This window comes from Loigolactobacillus backii, from assembly GCF_001663675.1.
GTDB classification, from domain to species: domain Bacteria; phylum Bacillota; class Bacilli; order Lactobacillales; family Lactobacillaceae; genus Loigolactobacillus; species Loigolactobacillus backii.
In genome coordinates this window covers 982,418-1,001,110 of sequence record NZ_CP014873.1, presented here as the reverse complement: position 1 = coordinate 1,001,110, position 18,693 = coordinate 982,418, and the positions used below count along the sequence as shown (strand labels likewise).

Sequence of the window (18,693 nt, the reverse complement as noted above, 5' to 3'; positions counted from 1 at the left end):
GCCCTCATTACTAAAAAGCAGAATAAGGGCTTAACATTTTTCATCTAAACAAGTTAGATTACTTTGTTAGGTCCTTGCTTTTGAGTAGGAGGGCTGTATTTTGATTTACGGAGGCCACCTGAACTAATTGATTATTTAATTGATTCACTATGATGACCTCCCTTCAAATTAAGATAATGATAATAGAATAATGTAATATCAATGAGCTGTCAACAATTATTTTTAATCGCTTTTTAATCTACGGCTTAACAACCTTAGTAACTTGCCGATAAATCAAAGCACACAATAGCATCAAACTACCACAGAGAATAAATAGCCATTGGACTGGTAAATAATCAGCAAGTGGGCCAAACAGGAGCGTCCCAACCAAAATCATCAGATTACTGGCGACCTGAAAAACTGCAAAGATACGCCCCATCCATTGTTCCGTCGTTGTATTTTGAATAATCACTGTTTGCGCGGTCATCATATAAGGCATCATTAATCCACAACCAAAGGCCAAAAATAGATAACCAATAAAGTTTGGCACAATTCCCATGGCTGCCATGATTACGCCAAAAAGAGCGACCGAGATAGTTAACACTTGTTGATTATTTTTAAATTTCTTTTGTTTGGTGATGACCAATCCACCAATAATCGAGCCACTTGCCCAAATAACTTCCTGCCACGTTAGATTAGTAACGGTGGCACCATACCGCCGTTGAATTAGCAGTAAACTTAAAACCATGACCGGCACCATAAATAAAAAGGTACTTGTATAAATAAATAACAAATGTTTTAAAACGGTTGTCTGCTGAACGTAACGCAGACCACCGAACAGCGTTTGACGAATAGTTGGCCGCTCATTTTCCACTTGGATAAACTGTGGAAATTTAAGACTTAATAAGCAAACGATTTCGACCATGGCTGTAACAATATCGATTAAAAACGCAAACTTTAGATTAAAATTTGCAAGAATTAGGCCCCCAATAACCGGCGCCAGTATGTTCGATAGTGACATCAAGGTTTGGTTCAAACCATTAATTTGCGTGAGGTTACTTTTGGGCACCAGTTGCGGGTAAGCCGAACTGACCGCAGGCTGCTGTAATCCTTGGCCAATCGAGCGAATGGCTGCAAAAACTAATAATAGCCACATTGCTTGCTGGCCTAAACTAAACAGGATTAGTAAAACCAATGTTGCCAACGCAATCCCACCGTCAGAGAAAATAATTAACCACTTACGTGAATGGCGATCCGCTAGGCTTCCACCTATCAGAGCCACAATGATTTGTGGTAAAAGTGTACAGACTGTTGCTAGTGAAAGCCAGATACCTGAATTAGTTTTAAGCGAAATATACCAAGTAATTGCGAATCCAGTCACCATTGAACCAAATAATGATATGTTTTGGCTAAATAGAAATAGGTATGCTCGGTGTTGCCAGTTGTCTTTCATATTTTGATCTCCTTTATTAATGGCCGATCAAAACATTGTCTAATCGACCATTCTAGTAAACGTTTACTGATTCATTTTTTCGAATCTTTACAAAAAATAAGATAGTAGCCATCTAAGTGTCCTCCTTTTTTTAAGCGCGCTAGATAACGCGCTTAAAGCCTGATTTAGTTGAATTTTGCAGCGTTAAAGTGTCCCAAACAAATATTTTCTTGCTGTTATGGTATTTCTTTATTAGTCGTTTAAGTATAGCAAACACATTTAATTTTGAATACCGCCTACATCACAAGTGACTCTTTTAAAAACTAACTTAGGTCGTGTTCGGAAATGACTTTTACTAATATTTGGCCTAACTATACTTGCGATAATGGCCTTTTCAAACATGCTCGGCCGCCACCTAATATTAATTTGACAGCGCTTGCTTAGAAAGGTTATGGTTTTCATATACACTAAATTGGAGGTTTATTATGTCAGAATATACACTTGATCAATTCGCCCGATTCATTGACCACACCAATCTACACGCTGACGCAACACCTAGTGATATGGGAAAGCTTTGCGCTGAAGCCCGCCAGTACCATTTCAAAATGGTGGCAATCAACCAAGTTCAAACTAAATTTTGTGCTAATTTATTACAAGGTACTGATATCCATACCGGTGCCGCAATTAGTTTTCCCTTTGGCCAAACAACGATCGCCGCAAAACTTTTTGAAACTAAAGATGCTATTGAAAACGGTGCTGACGAGATTGACTACGTCATTAACATTACTGAATTAAGAAACAAAAATTACGCCTACCTTGAAAAAGAAATGCAGACAATTGTCACTGCCTGTCACTCAAAAAATATTTTGTGTAAAGTGATTTTTGAAAATTCTTACCTAACTAAGGCCGAAATTCAAAAAATGGCTGAGATTGCCCGTGATGTTCAACCCGATTTTATTAAAACGGCAACTGGATTCGGCCCAAGCGGCGCTAATTTGGCCGACGTTCGGTTAATGAAACAGACTGTTGGCGAACACGTCAAGGTCAAGGCCGCCGGTGGCATTCGCAACTCCGATGATTTTTTGGCTATGTTGGCGGCAGGTGCTGAACGAATTGGTACTAGCTCCGGCATAAAAATTATCGATGCACTTAAACAACGAATGACGTTAGATCACCTAACTACCATTCAAGTCCCACGGGATAACTAAAGAGCAGTAACGTTCAGTTATCAATAAAAATATTTGAGGTCAATAAAAAGGTGGTAGGACAAAATTGAATTTTGTCCTGCCACCTTTTGCATTTTCTATCTTTTATTTAAAAAGTATTAAAACATTGTCCCTTGAATATTAAACCGACGCTTCAAGTACAAACGTACCACAAAGGTTAAGGCACCAAGTACTAAGTAAACAACACCTGGTAAGACGGCATTAAGTGGACCTGGAATCATTGATGTTACTATATAAACCAACATCAAAACAATAAAGCCACCAACACCCATTAATAACAGTTTCCACCAAGCCATGCGCTTTTTCTTTTTATCGCGTGGTCCGATTAATCGCATTAATTCTTCGGAACCAAAGCCAGCCGCAAGCGAAACAATTACTAGAGATAAGATACCCATCGCTGCTTCTTTTTGCGGCTGTTTTGAAAGCATTCCGGTGATCCCATACATTAACGTAAAAATCATGAAAATCATCAGTGTGTTATCCAACATCACTAACCAACGATTAGTATTGGCTTCGCGGCCCTTTTTGGGACCATCAACTATCGCTTGGACACGTTCAGTAACCGTACCAAATTGTTGGCGCGCCGTTTGCCCCTTCTTTTGGCCTTCAATTAGTTGGGGTAACATTTCACTGTAGGCTTGCGTCTGTTGTTCCGCAGTTAACTTGGTCTCCGTTAACGCCTTTTTCAAACGAAACATGTATTCCGCATTCCGTTTGGTTAAACGATCAACCATTTCAGTTGGCGTTTTTGGTGCCGGCTTATCGTGTTTTTGTACACCTTCATTACGTTTTGATTCATCTTCTTCGCTCACGTTGTCACGCTCCTATTTTTGATGATTATTTCAGCTGTAGAAATTTATTTTATAAAGGCATTTTTTAAATTAGCTTGGACGTGCCAAAACTGGTCTTTTTCTATTTAGGTCGCGTTTGGAAAATACCTTTATTAGTATTTTCCATGCTAATTTAGTGTAACCGTGCTTTATACCGCTTTTCCGTTAGACGTTAAAGCGGAATTCAATAATATCGCCATCTTGAACAACGTAATCTTTTCCCTCAAGCCGTAATTTGCCGGCCTCACGAACTGCCGCCATACTACCTAATTCATCCAAATCACTAAATGAGAAGGTTTCGGCACGAATAAAGCCACGTTCAAAGTCAGAATGAATAATACCTGCTGCTTGTGGTGCCTTGATACCACGCTTAAACGTCCAAGCCCGGGTTTCCTTGCCACCAGCAGTAAAGAAGGTCCCTAGGCCTAATAAATGATAAGAAGCACGGATTAAACGATCTAGCCCAGACTCCGCGACCCCTTCCGCTTCAAGAAAATCTGCTTTGTCAGCGTCATCTAATTCTGCAATTTCCTCTTCGGTTTTCGCTGAAACACCAATTGTTTTGGCGCCTTCTTTTTTTGCGTAATCTTCAATTTGCTTAACGTACTTTGATTCTTCTGGCGCCGCCATATCATCTTCGGCGATATTAGCAACGTATAAAACCGGCTTAGCAGTTAATAAAAATAACCCCTTGACGATCCTTTGTTCATCTTCATCAAACTCAATTGAACGAACCGAATCGCCGTTTTCAAGTACTGGTTTAATTTTTTGCAGAACAGCCAGCTCAGCAAGTATGTCCTTGTCACGTGACTTAGCATCACGTTCAACTTTGACCAATCGTTTATTAACACTATCTAAATCGGCCAAACCAAGTTCCAAGTTAATTGTATCAATATCATCCAGCGGATCAACAGTTCCAGTAACTGAGGTAATATTATCATCGTCAAATGCCCGAACAACGTGCACGATCGCATCTACACGGCGAATATTCTCTAAGAATTTATTTCCAAGGCCTTCACCTTTACTAGCACCCTTAACGATTCCGGCGATATCTGTAAATTCAAAAGTAGTTGGAACAACTTTTTTAGCCGGAATAATTTCCTGAATTCGATCCAGACGCTTGTCAGGAACTTCCACCATTCCAACGTTAGGGTCGATTGTTGCAAATGGATAATTCGCCATTTCGGCACCGGCCTTTGTAATTGCGTTAAATAATGTTGACTTACCAACGTTGGGTAGCCCAACGATACCTGCTGTTAAAGCCATTTTTATGTCACTCTCTTCTTTAAGTTTTCTAATTTAAAATAATATTCCCAGCCACGCAGAAAGGCTCACCGTAGCCGCCTAAAAATCAGGATTGTACTGCATTTTCGCATAAAACAAAACATTTGCTAATCTTTTTCATCTTTAGGTGCTTTTTCCAAAACTTTTTTCATTTTTTTGGTAAAATCACGGCGCGACATGAGCACAATGTGTTGACAGCCTGTACATTGAATCTTAATATCGGCGCCCATCCGAATAATCTTCCAACGGTTTGTTCCACACGCATGGGGCTTTTTCATTTCCACAATGTCATTTAAATCAAACATTAAACGGCCTCCTCAATGGTTACATTTAATCGTCGATAACACCCAATATTTCTAAGATTCGATTAAGGTCGTCGGTCGATAGATAACCAATCTCAATTTTACCTTTTTCACCGTGAGCTGCAATATTAACTTTAGTTCCAAACTTATCCTGCAGGCGTGTTTCGCTAGCCCGCAGATAAGGTGATTTCTCTAATGCTACCTTTGTTGCTGGCTTTTCGGCATTGAGTTCGTTTACGATTTTCTCTAATTGGCGGACAGTCAAACTTTCTTTTACTGTGCGTTTGGCCAGTGCTACCATTTTATGCTTATCATGCAGGCCAAGTAGTGTCCGGGCCTGCCCCATTGACAGCTTCTGGTCTTGAAGTAACAACTTCACTTCCGTCGGCAAAGTTTGCAAACGTAAATAATTGGCAATATACGGTCGACTTTTACCCAAACGAGCGGAAACTTGGGCTTGCGTCAGCTTTAACTTTTTCATCAAAGTTGCGTAGGCTTCGGCTTCTTCGATTGGTGTTAAGTCTTCCCGCTGTAAATTTTCTAAAACGGCAACTTCCAGCATAAGTGTTTCGTCGGCTTCACGCACAATCGCCGGAATCATCGTTTTATTGGCTAATTTTGAAGCACGGAAACGCCGTTCACCAGCAATAATTTCGTACCCGTTAATACTTTGGCGCACAATAATTGGTTGAAAAACACCATTCTTCTTAATTGAATCTGCGAGTTCATTTAACGCAGTTTGATCAAACATTTTCCTAGGCTGATAAGGATTGGGACGAATATCCGGCAACGCTATTTCAACGACCGTTTCGGTTGCTTTTTTTTCGTCAAAATTATCGATGTCCGCGAATAGTGCGTCCATTCCCCGGCCCAAACTTTTATGTTGTTTATTTGCCATTGGCTGTTAGCACTTCCTTTGCCAATTTTTGGTAGACTTCTGCACCCTTTGATCGGGGATCGTAATCAATGATTGGTAACCCGTGACTGGGTGCCTCCGATAGCCGAACATTACGCGGAATAATGGTTTGGTAAACATTTTCCGGGAAATATTTGCGAACTTCCGCCACCACTTCAGCACCTAAATTAGTTCGCGCATCATACATGGTTAACAAGACACCTTCAATTTTGAGTTGGGGATTGAAATGTTTTTGAACTAGGTGAATCGTATTTAAAAGCTGGCTTAGCCCTTCCAGTGCATAATACTCACTTTGTACAGGGATTAAAATCGAATGACTGGCCGTAAAAGCATTAATCGTTAAATTACCTAGCGACGGTGGACAATCAATCAAAATGAAATCATACTGTCCTTCAATCGCCTTGAGACTTGTTTTCAAACGTGATTCCCGGGCCATTCGCGTTGTTAATTCAATTTCTGCCCCGGCCAACTGAATCGTTGCGGGCACAATATCTAAATTTTCACGTTGCGTTGGTTGAATGACTTTCGCCAGCGGATACTCATCAATTAAGACATCATAGATATCTTTATCAATTGTACCCTTCTCAATTCCAACCCCACTTGTGGCGTTTCCTTGAGCATCAGCGTCAATTAGTAAAACTTTCTGTCCCAAATCTGCCAAGCAAGCGCCCAAATTAATTGTGGTAGTTGTTTTACCAACACCACCTTTTTGGTTCGCTACGGCAATAATTTGTGTCATGAGTGGTCCTCACCTCTTTCAACTATTTTTTTGGCAACTCAATTGTAATTCGGTACACATCCGCCAAATTCTCTTCATTTTCCTTAACGGCCATCCCAGCGTCCTGATAATACTGTAGGGACCGCCTAATTGCCGCAATCGCAGACTTAGTTTGCCGCTTAGTCAGCGGCTTCTTTGCTTGTTTTGTACTACCAGTTTGTTTAGGTAATTTTGCCGTCTGTAAAACGGTTTTGATTAGTTCATCTGTTTGTTTAACGGTTAAGTGTTCAGTTTTAATTTTAGCTAGCATTTTTATTTGAAACCTTGTATTCAAGGATAACAAACTACGACCGTGCCGTTCAGTTATTTCTTGGGCCAGCAACGCATCTTGAACTGGCTGTGCCAATTTTAACAAACGTAATTTATTTGCGACAAACGATTGACTCTTACCGATTCGCCTTGCCAGCGCTTCCTGGGTGAGTTCATTCAACGTCATTAGCTTTTGGTAAGCCCGCGCCTCTTCAATAACCGTTAATTCTTCCCGTTGTAAATTTTCAATCAGGGCCATTGATGCAGTCTCTTGATCGTCAAGGGGCGTAACAATTGCCGACACTTTTTCCCAGCCTAATTCAGCAATTGCCCGAAAACGACGTTCACCGGCGACAATTTCATAGTGATCTTGATGGTATTTACGTAAAACAATCGGTTGTAGTAATCCATGTTGCCGAATTGTGTCCGCCAATTCAGAAATTTTAGCGGCGTTGAAAACTTGACGTGGTTGAAATCGATTAGGGACAATTTGTGCAGTTGGAATTAAGACAACTTTATTGGTAACTTCAGTTTTATGGTGATTATTGCCAAAAAATGACGAAAGCGCCATGATTAATACTCCTTCATTTTTGTGATTTAATTCAGTGGTTTCTCAACTAGCGGCTCCTTATTGGGGACACCTGCCCGCCTTGGATAGCGCTTAGGTGTTTGGCGGCGCTTAACAATAGTCAATAACTGCCGCGCGCCACCATTATCAGGTAGCTCAAAGGCCTCGTTAGTTGCTAGATTACCACCTAACAAATGAATTGCGTATTTGGCCTCGGTTAATTCGGCAGCAGGTAACTGGCCTTTCAAGGCGATAAATTGGCCCCCCTTTTTAACAAGCGGTAAACAGAGCTCGCTTAAAACGTTTAACCTAGCTACTGCCCGTGCAGTGACCAAGTCAAAGCTTTCGCGGTGCTCACTACGCTTGCTACCAAAAAGCTCTGCCCGATCATGATAAAAAGCAACGTCACTTAAATTAAGCGCGGCAGCAAGCTCATTTAAAAATTTAATTCGTTTATTCAGTGAATCTACAATTGTGATCTTCAATTGTGGAAAAGCAATTTTCAAGGGTAACGATGGAAAGCCAGCACCGGCACCAACATCACAGATTGTTAATGCTTCGTGGCGCAATGATTCTACGTAAAAACTTGGTGTTAGTGAGTCATAGAAATGTTTTAAATAAACCCCTGCTTCATCGGTAATACTAGTTAAATTCATCTTTTCGTTAGTTGCAACCAATAATTTAAAATAAGTTGCAAACTGAGCCATTTGTTGGTCACTCAGCTGAATATCGTGTTCAGCCAATGCAGCTTTAAATGCTGTTGGAGTCATTTACATCCACCTTTTCCTAAGCTTCGTGAAACATTTAATGTTTCACGTACTCTGTCTACTGTAACGTAAAATTACTACGGACGCAAGGAATTCCGGCAAATCCTTTCCACAAAAAAACGTGAGCTAATCGTCTATCTTTAATGTACGATTTAAAGTTATACCACACAGCAAGATAGCCGATCATTCACGTTTCAAAATATTCAATTATTTTTTAATTTGATAAGCGTTTAACAAAAAAGTGTTTAAATATTACTGGCTAATTCCAATCAGGATGAACTAGTTTTAAGGTGAAGTTCGGTGGTGTCGCATATTGATTATCCTTAGTGATCACAAAACCAATTTGCTGGTAAAAAGCTAATGCAGAACTATTACGCTGGACACATTTAAGTGTCAGCGGTTCACGTGCCATCCGTCTGAGTGCTTTAATTAAAACTAATCCAACGCCTTGCTGTTGAGATTGCGGCGCCACAAATAAAAGATGCACAAAACTGATGAGCTCATATAAGGCCGCAAAACCAACCACTTGATCATCAATTAGCGCAACAATTAATCGTTCACGTTTCGTTTCTGCCACTAAATCCGTTAATTGTGGATTAAGTACCCAACTAAAATAACGTTGGCGATCTTCCAAATAGATTTGTGCCATCACTGGCAAATCCCTTTTTGTCGCCACTCGTACTTCAATTCTACTCACTATCGTCACCACACCAGTTTCACTTTAAAATTATCCGGTTATTAAACAATATGGAAAAATCCGTGCATAAATAACGCAGCACAGGCAGCTCCAACAAAAGGCGCAATCCCTGGAACTAAAATACCGTACTGCCAATCGCTATCCGCCTTATTTTTAATTGGTAGTATTGCGTGGGCAATTCGGGGACCCATGTCACGAGCCAGATTCATGGCGAATCCTGTTGGTCCGCCTAAGCCCATACCAATCGCCCAAACCAGCAAACCAACACCAATCGGTACAATTCCCGGCGTTTTAATTTGTGAAATGGCCAAAATACCAGAAATAAATAAAAATGTATCAAAAAATTCCACGAAGAAGTTACGGGGTAGATTGCGGACAGCAGGCGCCGTTGCAAATAAATTACGAATCGTAATTGGTGAAATTTCATCTTCTGAGGCCTTAAAGTGATCAGCATACATAATCCAAACAATTACCGCACCGACAACACCACCGAGGACCTCGGCGATTGAATACGGTAAAAATAGCGACCACTTGAGGTTACCCAATAGACATTGTGCTAATACCATTGCCGGATTAATACAAACATTTCCGAAAATAAATAATGAAATTGTAATACCAAATCCCCAAGTAGTAATCGCAAAAATATGTCCTGAACCACGATACTTGGTTCCCTTCAAAACTTCACTACAATGAACGCCGACACCAAAAATAATCATGAGTGCCGTACCCATGAACTCTGCTAACAACTGATGAACCACAACTTCTCCTCCTCAGGTATATGTAAGTTTATGCACTTGAATGTTGCACACAAGTAATTAGTATACCACGGGGCACTACTGAATTTGCATGAAAATTTTATGGATTGAAAAGTTTTCGATAATTAATCTATTATATTAATCAAAAAGAGGAGGTCAGGACAAAAATCCTGGCCTCCTGCTGTTCTCGAGCGTTACTCTGAACGTGCACCAAAAGTTCGGCTTCACGTGCCTTTTAGAAAAACATCCAATCTTTTTTAAGTTAACCGTTAAATGGTCCTGTAACAACTAATTTTCCTACCATTGCATTTGCTTCAACGATTGCGTGCGCCTTTTTCATGGTAGTTGCGTTGATACCCGTAGTGATTGTTTGAGTTAGTGTTGTCCGCAACACGCCTTGATCTAACAATTTTGAGATCTGTTTCAAGATGGCGCCTTGTGAGGCCAATTGATAATTATAGTCAGATTTGGCAAACATATACTCCCAATCAAAACTGGCCGCTTTATTCTTTAGCCTAGCCAAATCAAGCTTTTCAGTTGTCCCGACAATTGAACCTACGTGGCCAAAAGGTCCCACTAAATCGGCGGCCAAATCAAAATAACGTGCCGTAGAATGTAAAATAACAATATTATCGAGTAGATCAAAACCTAAAGCAGTGATTTGTTGCTGTAGATCTTGATGGTAATCAACTGCATAGTCAGCCCCTAACTCCTTTAACCAAGCATGGTTTTTAGGGCTGGCGGTTGCGATGACGGTTAGACCAGCCCACTTTGCCAATTGAATTGCCAATGAACCAACCCCACCAGCACCATTAATAACCAATAGGCTTTTACCATTATTTGCGTTCTTAGCCGGGATTAGGCCCATTTTTTCAAAAAGTAACTCGTAGGCCGTCAGGGCTGTTAAAGGTAACGCTGCGGCCTGACTAACAGTTAACTTCTCCGGTGCTAACGCCACTAAACGGGCATCAATTAACTGAAATTCAGCATCACTACCAGGTCGCTGAGTTGTTCCAGCATAGTAAACGCGCTGACCAACCTGATAATCCTCTACGGCAGTACCAACTGCCACGACTTCGGCGACAGCATCATAACCAATAATCTTAACCTGGGTCTGTTCTGGCGTGCTCTGCCGAATTTTAGTATCCACAGGATTAACCGAGACAGCAAGCACTTTAACCAATAAATCATTAGCCTGCGGTTGCGGTTTTTCAACCAATACGTCTTGAAAACTGGCGGAATCAGTAATCGGTAAACCTTTGTAATAACCAACTGCTTTCATTTTTGTCATTAAATTCAACCTCTCTTCATTATTTATGGCTCAATTGTACTAACAAAAAATAAGGAATACAATAAGGGTAATTTTTGATACTACTCTAATTGTACCCGTAAAAGGAGTTTTAAAGCTAACTATGAAACAACAAATTTACGATTGCGCTCCTGGGTGTCCAGTTGCTTCAACCTTACAGTTTATTGCCGGTAAATGGAAAGGGGTTATTCTTTATCATCTAATTTATCAAGACGCAACTCATTTTGGTGAGTTATTAAGGGCTATTCCCAGTATTGGGCGGCGAATGTTGGCGTTACAACTAAAAGAATTACAGAAAGATAGGCTAATCAATCGAATAGTTATTCAAGAAACACCTAGCAAAAATATTTACTATCGTTTGACTCCTTTAGGTGCAACGCTACAACCAGTGATTGAAGCAATGGCCACTTGGGGAAATCATTATAATCACAGCGGCGCAAAATAAATAGGCAGGGGTGGGCCAAAAGGCGATTCTAGATTTACTGCGTAGCATAAGCCAATCCAACAACCGTACCATGATTATTGGATTAGCTGTAGTTAGGTACGTGAACCCGGACTGTTGGCACACGTACTATAGCAGCATTTAGAAACAGTAAGAGGCTAGGACTTTTATCCTAGCCTCTTACTGTTTCTAGTTTCAAATGATTATATTGGTACTAATTTAATCGTGGGATAAGGCCTCAACTGGGTCTAATTTTGCTGCGTTGCCGGCCGGTGCGATTGCCGCTAAGATACTGATCACAACACTAACAATGATCCCAAAAGCAATGTAACCAGGTGTTAACTGAATAATATTATAGTGGATGAAGCTTTCCGTTGCGTGGTTGATACCAAGTTGTGCCAACCACACCACGATCACCCCAATAATACTTGAAAACAACCCAATCAAAAACGACTCCGCGAAGAAAAGGGTCCGGATATCGGTCTTGCGAACACCTAATGCCCGCAAAATGCCAATTTCCTTGGTCCGCTCAGAAACACTGATGTAAAGGACCACAATGATCATAATCGCAGATACCAACAGCGAGATACCAGCAATTCCGGCTAACACGTAGAAGGCCAGCTTAACGTACGTATTAACTGAATCTAAAATGGCCCCAGCACCGGTAATCTGATATTTATCCGCTTTAATTTTATCCTGAACCGGCTTAACGTTAGTCAATCCCTTAACGTTAACCGTTAAGAAATTAGGCTTTAGCGTTAAATTCTTTTCTTTAAACATAGCTTGCAATGTATTGTAACTAATTGTCGCACCACTTTGGCCAGTTGTAATTCCGCTAACAGTTACTTGGCGGGATAAAACAATTGGCTTCTTTTGTGCATCGTAGGTATTAACAAAGAAAGTAATCTTCTTACCCACCATTTTTTTATAGTCGGCCTTATCGTACTTTTTGGCCAGATCTTTAGTAATTGTTACTTCATTTAATCCAGTTGGTTGGTGGCCAATTGACAAACTCTTATCCAAGATCGTTTTATTATAAGTTTGGAAAAGCGAAATTGAATCAGTTTTACCAGCATACTGAACTTGAGCACCCTGGGCAAAGAAACCACGTTCAACTGAAGAAACATTGGCCATCTTTGTCATTTTTGCGTAATCAGTTTGCGTCATCTTAACCGAATTAGGGTCCGTTGACTTAGTCTTTTGCGTTACCTGGATACTTTGGGGATTAATTTGCCCGGAGATTTCGTGGTTCATGTAGCCTTGAACACCACGTCCCAACGATAGCATTAACAGCACACTCAGAATTCCGATGGCACCACCAAACACAATCAAAACATTACGTTTTAAATTATAGCGCATATGCTTCATCGCCATATTGAAGTTAGCCCGAAAGCTCAAATGGTGCGTGGCCGTGCTTGCTTTAGTCCCCTTTACAGGAAACGCGTCCTTTAAATGTTGATCCTGGTCGATTAATCCATCAACCATGTGAACAATTCGCGTTCCGTAATTGGCAACTTCTTGCGAGTGCGTCACACAAATAACGAGCTTGCCGTCCGTGGCAATTCCATTTAGCAAATCCATGATTTCGTGTGAATTGCCTGAATCAAGTGCCCCCGTTGGCTCATCAGCAATAATGATATCCGGATCACTGGCTAAAGCACGGGCAATCGCCACTCGCTGTTTTTGACCCCCTGATAATTGATTAGGGTATTTTTTGATGTGCTCACCTAAACCGACTCGTTTTAACAGATCAGTCGCCGTTTGCACTTGCTCTTTGTGCGTTAACTTGGTCATTTCCAGGCTGACCATCACGTTATCTAAAATTGATAAATGACTGATCAAATTAAAGTTTTGGAAAACAAAACCGATTGTTTGGCGGCGGTAATTATCCAACTCTTTCTCCGACATGGTTCTAGTTGACTTTCCATTAACCAAAACATCCCCGGTGTATTGGTGGTCTAAACCACCAATAATATTCATTAGGGTGGTCTTCCCACCCCCAGATTCACCAAGAATTGAAACAAATTCTCCGCGTTCAAAACTTAAATTGATTCCCTTTAAAACTGGAAACTTAGTTTTATCCGCTAATTGATAGGCCTTGTGGACATCCTTTAATTCTAAAAAGCTCACAATACGGCCTCCTTTTTCATTTTTTATGTAATTCGCTTATTTACAAAGCTTTTTCATTCTATGCGTTGGTCGGCGCTAGAACATCAGTCGTTGGTCGGATTAAATTGCCCAACTGATGGCCCAACTTTACGACCTCTAACCCACGCGCTAGAATTAGTTTGAAGCGTGGCGGAAAAAGTACCCAATTCCATGCGGCAATAACCAATGATTAGCACCGACTACGTTATAATGTTTGAATACAGGCATTTTTTAACGCACTCTTGCTTACAAAAAAAGGAGTTTAACCGAATATGGCAAAAATAATTACCTTTACCGACCAGGATGTACTCATTAATACGGACCCCTTTTACGCAGCAATTGGTGATCTCGCTGTTTTAAGTGGTAAAAGTTCCAAGGAATTAGAAAAAGTCTATCTTCAAAATGAATATCAATTATTAATGCGGACAACGTTTATCCCCTATTCAGAAATAGTTCGCCAGGCCTTGAAAGCCTGCGAAACCGTATTTGAGGTTAACAACTTAACGACACACGTCACTGATTTAATGAAAGTTTACCATAATTTACCAAGTTTCCGCGAGGTTTCTAAGACCTTAACGCAACTTAAAGAAAATGGTTACCAGTTAGGACTTTTATCCAATTTACCGCGCCCAATTCTAGAGCATAATTTGGCAAACTTTAAGGTTTCCTTTGATCAATTCTGGTTAGCTGAAAATCTGCACTGTTACCAACCTCAGGCAGCGTTCTTCGATCAGGTAACGAGGCAACTGCAACAATTAGGTGTTGGTGCAGCCGATCATATTCATATAACGGGTAACTATTTACCAACTCTACCAGAAAATTGGCAAACGATTTGGCTTAATCGTAATTCACAGGAAATGCCTAAAAATCGCTCATCAATCCAAGTAATCAATCATCTAGATGAATTGCTAAAAAAATTGGCTTAAATATAAAAATACGACAAAATCAACGCTATAAATCTGATTTCAAAAGAAGTGGAATTTTTATAGCGTTAAGCTTAGGCCCGAATTATTCATACGAGGTTTAATATCGGCATACCGCACAATTTTGGACCAATTCTCGTGCTGCTATGGCGTAGTCAAACCAAGATGTACTGTTTTTGCTAAAGGCTACCAAATTATGGGGCTGGATAAATTTTTGATCCTCAATTTTGAGCATACTTGCCCCTTGGCCGAACCGACTTTTTTTGATTTTTTGCACCAGTTTAGCCCCACTGTAGCGCTTGGATTCGAGCTAACAGTTGATAAAACAAATCCTGATAGACGTGGTGGCGGCTTAATTTTAGATAAAGTTGCCGGCCGCTGGTCACCAGCTTACCCGCTACTTTAAACAGCCATAAGCGCAAGGTTGTAACCTGTAATCGCTGATGTTGTACAGGCAACAATTGGCGCATCAAGCTGACTAAATTATAAGCGAGGACACTGAGCATCATGCGGGCATAATTTGGTATAAATTGCGAGCTAGTCATTTTATCCAGGTAAAAGCCAGCCTTGGCTTCCTTGATATAGTTTTCCATTTGACCCCGTTGGTGATAGGCGTGAAATGCATCTTCGGCGACAAAACTCGTTAAATTGGACACGAGGTATTCATGTTGAAATAACAATTCACCAGCTGGTCGAGTTGATTTAATATAGATCTGGCGCGGCTTAGACCATGATCGGGCTTGATAAGACGCGCGATAATAATGGACCTCGGTCTCAGTCCAATTCTGCTCATCACTGATCTGAACAAAACGTTCAGCCAGTTGGTTCAGCCGCCGATTGGCTTTCAGGCGGATCAAGTAAAAAGTGTCGTTGGCTTCACAAGTTTCGTATAATTCTGGAGTCGCAAAGCCACTATCCCCGCGGACCAAGATATCAGCGTTCGGTTTGACTTGATGATAGTGCTGTAGTAGTGGTGTGATAAAGGGGGCAATATCCGTACTGGTATAAACATTACCTGGGCGCAATTGAGCCTTTAAACAGTGGCCCGTTTGCCCGTCAAAAGCGACCAGCGGATGGTAACCCGTGGTACCGTAATGCGCATTAAAGGCCGTTTTTTCCTGATGACCATGAGTATCGGCGTGAGTCGAGTCAATATCGAGGATCAGCTGTTGTTGCTTGGCGCCAGTCCACGCTTGGTCAAGCAATGCTTGATTCAACGTTTGTAATGAGGTGATGGTCTGCTCGTCACAGCGTTGCCAAAAACGGGATAATGACGGTTGTGAGGCCAATTGCGGTTGTGCCAATAGTAATTTAAATGTGGGGTCATTGCGCAAACTGGTGGCAGCTAGATCGGCCGGGTAACCGGCGATCAACTGCAGCACGACCTGTTCTAGTAGACTAACGTTGCTGTAACGAGCGTAATGGCGCTGGTCATCAAAATGGACTAATTGATACGCTAAGGTCGTGAAATTGAGTTGCGCCATTAATTCTTTGACCAACACTAGCCCAGCATCAGTGGAAAGTTCACCACCAGTGTGCGAAATATGTAATTTAGGATTGAAATTAACTCGTTTTCCCGGTAAAGTTGCCATGAGAAGGACCTCTTTCTTTGGGTGGATAGCTGACTTGTGGTGAATCAACTATACCAAATCGGAGGTTCTTTTTCTGCACTAAAAAGGTGAAAAATAAAAAACACAGTACCGCCCATGATACCGGGGTGACACTGTACTTGGAGAACTTATGGTGAATAATTCAGGTTAGGTCGTATTTTTTTATTTTTAAACTGCAATCATGAAAAATCCCATCGTCACAAAGGAAACAACCGTGCTTAAAAACTGTGTTGAGGCCATTTCTGATGCAGCAACTTGGTATTGAATGGCCAAAACGGTTGGCATGGTTGCCATTGGGATTGCCAGCGTCACTACCACTAGTCGTCGAGCCTGAACGGGAACCTGTAATAAGATTAGAACGCCCCAGACAATCAGTGGAAATAAAATATTTTTCAAAAAAACATTGCCGATCACAGGTAGGGTCAAGTGAATTTTTCTAGTTTGTAAAACGATTCCGGCCGCAAAGATAGCAACCCCGCCCGCGGCCTTACCTAACAGCGTGAAGTTGTTTGCTAGACTAGCTGGCATTGTTGAACCAGCCAGAACCAAAATAAAGCCAAGCAACGAGGCCCACACTAATGGCTTCTTAAATGTACGAAGAAGGCCTTGCTCATGTGACTCTGCAAGTTGATCACTTTCTAATAAGTAAATCGTCACCGGTAGCGCCAAGAGATTAATAATTAAACTACAAATACCAATATCGATGGCACTCAAATTACTGCCAAATAGTAACGGTAAGACCGCCGAACCAACAAAGGGAACTGAGGGATCGGCCACTGCCATTGCTCGTAATGCAGCCAGCGAACGTGATTGATGACCAATAAAATAATAGCCCAAGAACAAAATGAGATAACAAATTACCATTGCCAACAACAACCAGAGCACAACGGATCTATCTTTGATAATAAGTTGGCGTGGTGTCCCCCAAATTCCTGAAAAAACACTTAGCGGTAACGCGTAGGACATAATCAGCGTAACAAAAATACTACTAGCTTGCTCATCAAAAGTGCCACGCCACGCAGCAAAATAACCTAAACCTAACGTAAAAATAATGGGTATTAGTGCCAAAATAAGTGTTTGAAACATTTAACCACCCCTTAATAATTAAACTTGTTTCTTATGTAAAAAGATGTTACATTAAAATATGATTAAAAACAAGCTAATTTTAAAATCATTTTCTCATTTTAGGGGGATTTATTATGGCAACTTGGCTAACCTTTAACGCCACAACAAAAGAATTAGTAGTTCCGAAAGATCCAATTATTCCTTTCATTCAAGGAGACGGTATTGGTCCCGAAATCTGGCACGCAGCACAACCAGTGTTTGATACGGCCGTCAGAAAAAATTACGGCACAACAAAAAAGATCGTTTGGCAAGAAGTCCTTGCGGGTGGCAAGGCCTACCAAAAAACGGGTAATTACCTACCAAAAGAAACACTGGCCACAATGAAAAAAGGGTTGGTCAGCATTAAAGGCCCACTGACAACCCCAATCGGTAAAGGCTTTCGTTCACTTAACGTTCAAATTCGTCACACCTTAGATTTATTTGCCTGTGTCCGACCAATTCATTATTTTTCAGGAACACCATCACCGGTTAAGACCCCTGAAAAAGTGGCGATGACAGTTTTTCGGGAAAACACCGAAGACATCTACGCCGGTATTGAATTCAAGGCGGACTCCACTGCAGCACAAGAGCTAAAGGCCTTTCTCGCTGCACATGATGAGTTGGCGAAAGTTCGCTTTCCAACAACCTCGGCATTTGGCATCAAACCAGTATCACAGGAAGGAACGGCACGTTTAGTTATTGCGGCGGTCAACTACGCCTTAGCACACAAGCTGCCCACCGTGACGCTAGTTCATAAGGGCAACATTATGAAATACACGGAAGGTGGCTTTAAAAATTGGGGTTACGCCGCTATCGAGTCCGCCTTTCCAGAACAAGTTTTTACCCAAAAACAGTACGATAAGTTGGCTAAAATTTCGGGAAAAGAAGCAGCAAATGAAGCTCTTAAAACAGCAAAAAAGACAGGCAAGGTGATTATCAACGACAAATTACCCGATAACTTTTTACAACAAATTTTATTACACCCGGAAGATTATAGTGTCATTGCAACGTTAAATTTAAATGGTGATTATTTATCGGACGCACTGGCCGCTCAAGTTGGTGGAATCGGTATTGCCCCGGGCGGTAACATTAACTACGATACTGGCACCGCCGTTTTTGAGGCAACTCACGGAACGGCCCCTGAGTTTGCCGGGCAAAATAAGTTAAACCCTAGTTCCTTGCTATTATCCGGGGCAATGCTCTTTGACTACCTTGGTTGGACGGATGTTGCGACTACAATTCGGCAAGCAATCGCAACCGCAATTCAAACTAAACACGTTACTAGCGATTTTGCCCAGAACCTCACCACTGCAACAACTTTAGGCACGCAAGAATTTGGTGCGTATTTAGTTCACTTAATCAACTGCTAGTTAC

18 protein-coding genes are annotated in these 18,693 nt (G+C 41.2%); 4 read left to right on the top strand and 14 right to left on the bottom strand.

The window, feature by feature from the left end; all coding sequences use genetic code 11:
* Positions 1-238 precede the first annotated feature (238 nt).
* Positions 239-1,432 carry an MFS transporter gene (locus AYR53_RS04280; protein WP_068225773.1) on the bottom strand — a complete coding sequence of 398 codons (1,194 nt, stop codon included), beginning with the start codon at positions 1,430-1,432 and terminating at the stop codon, positions 239-241.
* Positions 1,433-1,896: 464 nt separating this feature from the next.
* On the opposite strand from AYR53_RS04280, the gene deoC reads away from it, so the two are divergent.
* Positions 1,897-2,619: a deoxyribose-phosphate aldolase gene (gene deoC, locus AYR53_RS04275; RefSeq protein WP_068279104.1), complete on the top strand. Its 723-nt coding sequence runs from the start codon at positions 1,897-1,899 to the stop codon at positions 2,617-2,619.
* A 116-nt stretch (positions 2,620-2,735) separates the two neighbouring features.
* Here the strand turns inward: deoC and AYR53_RS04270 are convergent, their stop codons facing one another.
* The 10 genes from AYR53_RS04270 to AYR53_RS04225 all read right to left on the bottom strand — a co-directional run bounded on the left by AYR53_RS04270 (position 2,736) and on the right by AYR53_RS04225 (position 11,065).
* A complete protein-coding gene (locus AYR53_RS04270; RefSeq protein WP_068225775.1) occupies positions 2,736-3,449 on the bottom strand; it encodes a DUF1129 domain-containing protein in 714 nt (237 codons plus the stop codon).
* A gap of 183 nt (positions 3,450-3,632) precedes the next feature.
* Entirely contained in the window at positions 3,633-4,733 is a 1,101-nt protein-coding gene (ychF, locus tag AYR53_RS04265) for a redox-regulated ATPase YchF (RefSeq protein ID WP_068225776.1), read from the bottom strand.
* 125 nt (positions 4,734-4,858) lie between these two features.
* On the bottom strand, positions 4,859-5,056 hold the full coding sequence (locus AYR53_RS04260) for a DUF951 domain-containing protein (protein ID WP_068225777.1): 198 nt from the start codon (positions 5,054-5,056) through the stop codon (positions 4,859-4,861).
* 25 nt (positions 5,057-5,081) lie between these two features.
* Positions 5,082-5,951, bottom strand: coding sequence for a ParB/RepB/Spo0J family partition protein (locus AYR53_RS04255; protein ID WP_068225778.1), 870 nt, complete (start codon positions 5,949-5,951; stop codon positions 5,082-5,084).
* Complete coding sequence (locus tag AYR53_RS04250) at positions 5,941-6,708, bottom strand: ParA family protein (protein ID WP_068225779.1); 768 nt, start codon at positions 6,706-6,708, stop codon at positions 5,941-5,943. Before AYR53_RS04250 ends, AYR53_RS04255 begins: the two co-directional genes overlap by 11 nt.
* Before the next feature lie 22 nt (positions 6,709-6,730).
* The gene (gene noc / locus AYR53_RS04245) at positions 6,731-7,567 is read right to left on the bottom strand and encodes a nucleoid occlusion protein (RefSeq protein WP_068225780.1); all 837 of its coding nucleotides are present in this window, start codon (positions 7,565-7,567) and stop codon (positions 6,731-6,733) included.
* Between the two features lie 26 nt (positions 7,568-7,593).
* Positions 7,594-8,334: a 16S rRNA (guanine(527)-N(7))-methyltransferase RsmG gene (gene rsmG, locus AYR53_RS04240; RefSeq protein WP_068279106.1), complete on the bottom strand. Its 741-nt coding sequence runs from the start codon at positions 8,332-8,334 to the stop codon at positions 7,594-7,596.
* A gap of 256 nt (positions 8,335-8,590) precedes the next feature.
* Positions 8,591-9,028 (bottom strand): GNAT family N-acetyltransferase, encoded by a 438-nt coding sequence (locus AYR53_RS04235; RefSeq protein ID WP_239691367.1) that lies wholly within the window; start codon positions 9,026-9,028, stop codon positions 8,591-8,593.
* Between the two features lie 41 nt (positions 9,029-9,069).
* Positions 9,070-9,786 (bottom strand): D/L-lactic acid transporter LarD, encoded by a 717-nt coding sequence (larD, locus tag AYR53_RS04230; protein WP_068225782.1) that lies wholly within the window; start codon positions 9,784-9,786, stop codon positions 9,070-9,072.
* A gap of 259 nt (positions 9,787-10,045) precedes the next feature.
* The gene (locus AYR53_RS04225; RefSeq protein ID WP_082918584.1) at positions 10,046-11,065 is read right to left on the bottom strand and encodes a zinc-binding alcohol dehydrogenase family protein; all 1,020 of its coding nucleotides are present in this window, start codon (positions 11,063-11,065) and stop codon (positions 10,046-10,048) included.
* A gap of 130 nt (positions 11,066-11,195) precedes the next feature.
* On the opposite strand from AYR53_RS04225, the gene AYR53_RS04220 reads away from it, so the two are divergent.
* Complete coding sequence (locus tag AYR53_RS04220) at positions 11,196-11,537, top strand: winged helix-turn-helix transcriptional regulator (protein ID WP_068225784.1); 342 nt, start codon at positions 11,196-11,198, stop codon at positions 11,535-11,537.
* Between the two features lie 216 nt (positions 11,538-11,753).
* On the opposite strand, the gene AYR53_RS04215 is transcribed toward AYR53_RS04220, so the two are convergent.
* Positions 11,754-13,664: an ABC transporter ATP-binding protein/permease gene (locus tag AYR53_RS04215; RefSeq protein ID WP_068225785.1), complete on the bottom strand. Its 1,911-nt coding sequence runs from the start codon at positions 13,662-13,664 to the stop codon at positions 11,754-11,756.
* Between the two features lie 290 nt (positions 13,665-13,954).
* On the opposite strand from AYR53_RS04215, the gene AYR53_RS04210 reads away from it, so the two are divergent.
* A complete protein-coding gene (locus tag AYR53_RS04210) occupies positions 13,955-14,608 on the top strand; it encodes an HAD hydrolase-like protein (protein WP_068225786.1) in 654 nt (217 codons plus the stop codon).
* Between the two features lie 278 nt (positions 14,609-14,886).
* On the opposite strand, the gene AYR53_RS04205 is transcribed toward AYR53_RS04210, so the two are convergent.
* Together AYR53_RS04205 and AYR53_RS04200 are read right to left on the bottom strand one after the other, a co-directional pair.
* A complete protein-coding gene (locus AYR53_RS04205; protein ID WP_068279064.1) occupies positions 14,887-16,197 on the bottom strand; it encodes an IS1380 family transposase in 1,311 nt (436 codons plus the stop codon).
* 186 nt (positions 16,198-16,383) lie between these two features.
* Complete coding sequence (locus AYR53_RS04200; RefSeq protein WP_068225787.1) at positions 16,384-17,301, bottom strand: AEC family transporter; 918 nt, start codon at positions 17,299-17,301, stop codon at positions 16,384-16,386.
* 113 nt (positions 17,302-17,414) lie between these two features.
* Here AYR53_RS04200 and icd point away from each other — a divergent pair, with 113 nt between their 5' ends.
* A complete protein-coding gene (gene icd, locus AYR53_RS04195; RefSeq protein WP_068225788.1) occupies positions 17,415-18,689 on the top strand; it encodes an NADP-dependent isocitrate dehydrogenase in 1,275 nt (424 codons plus the stop codon).
* The last annotated feature ends 4 nt before the right edge of the window (positions 18,690-18,693 follow it).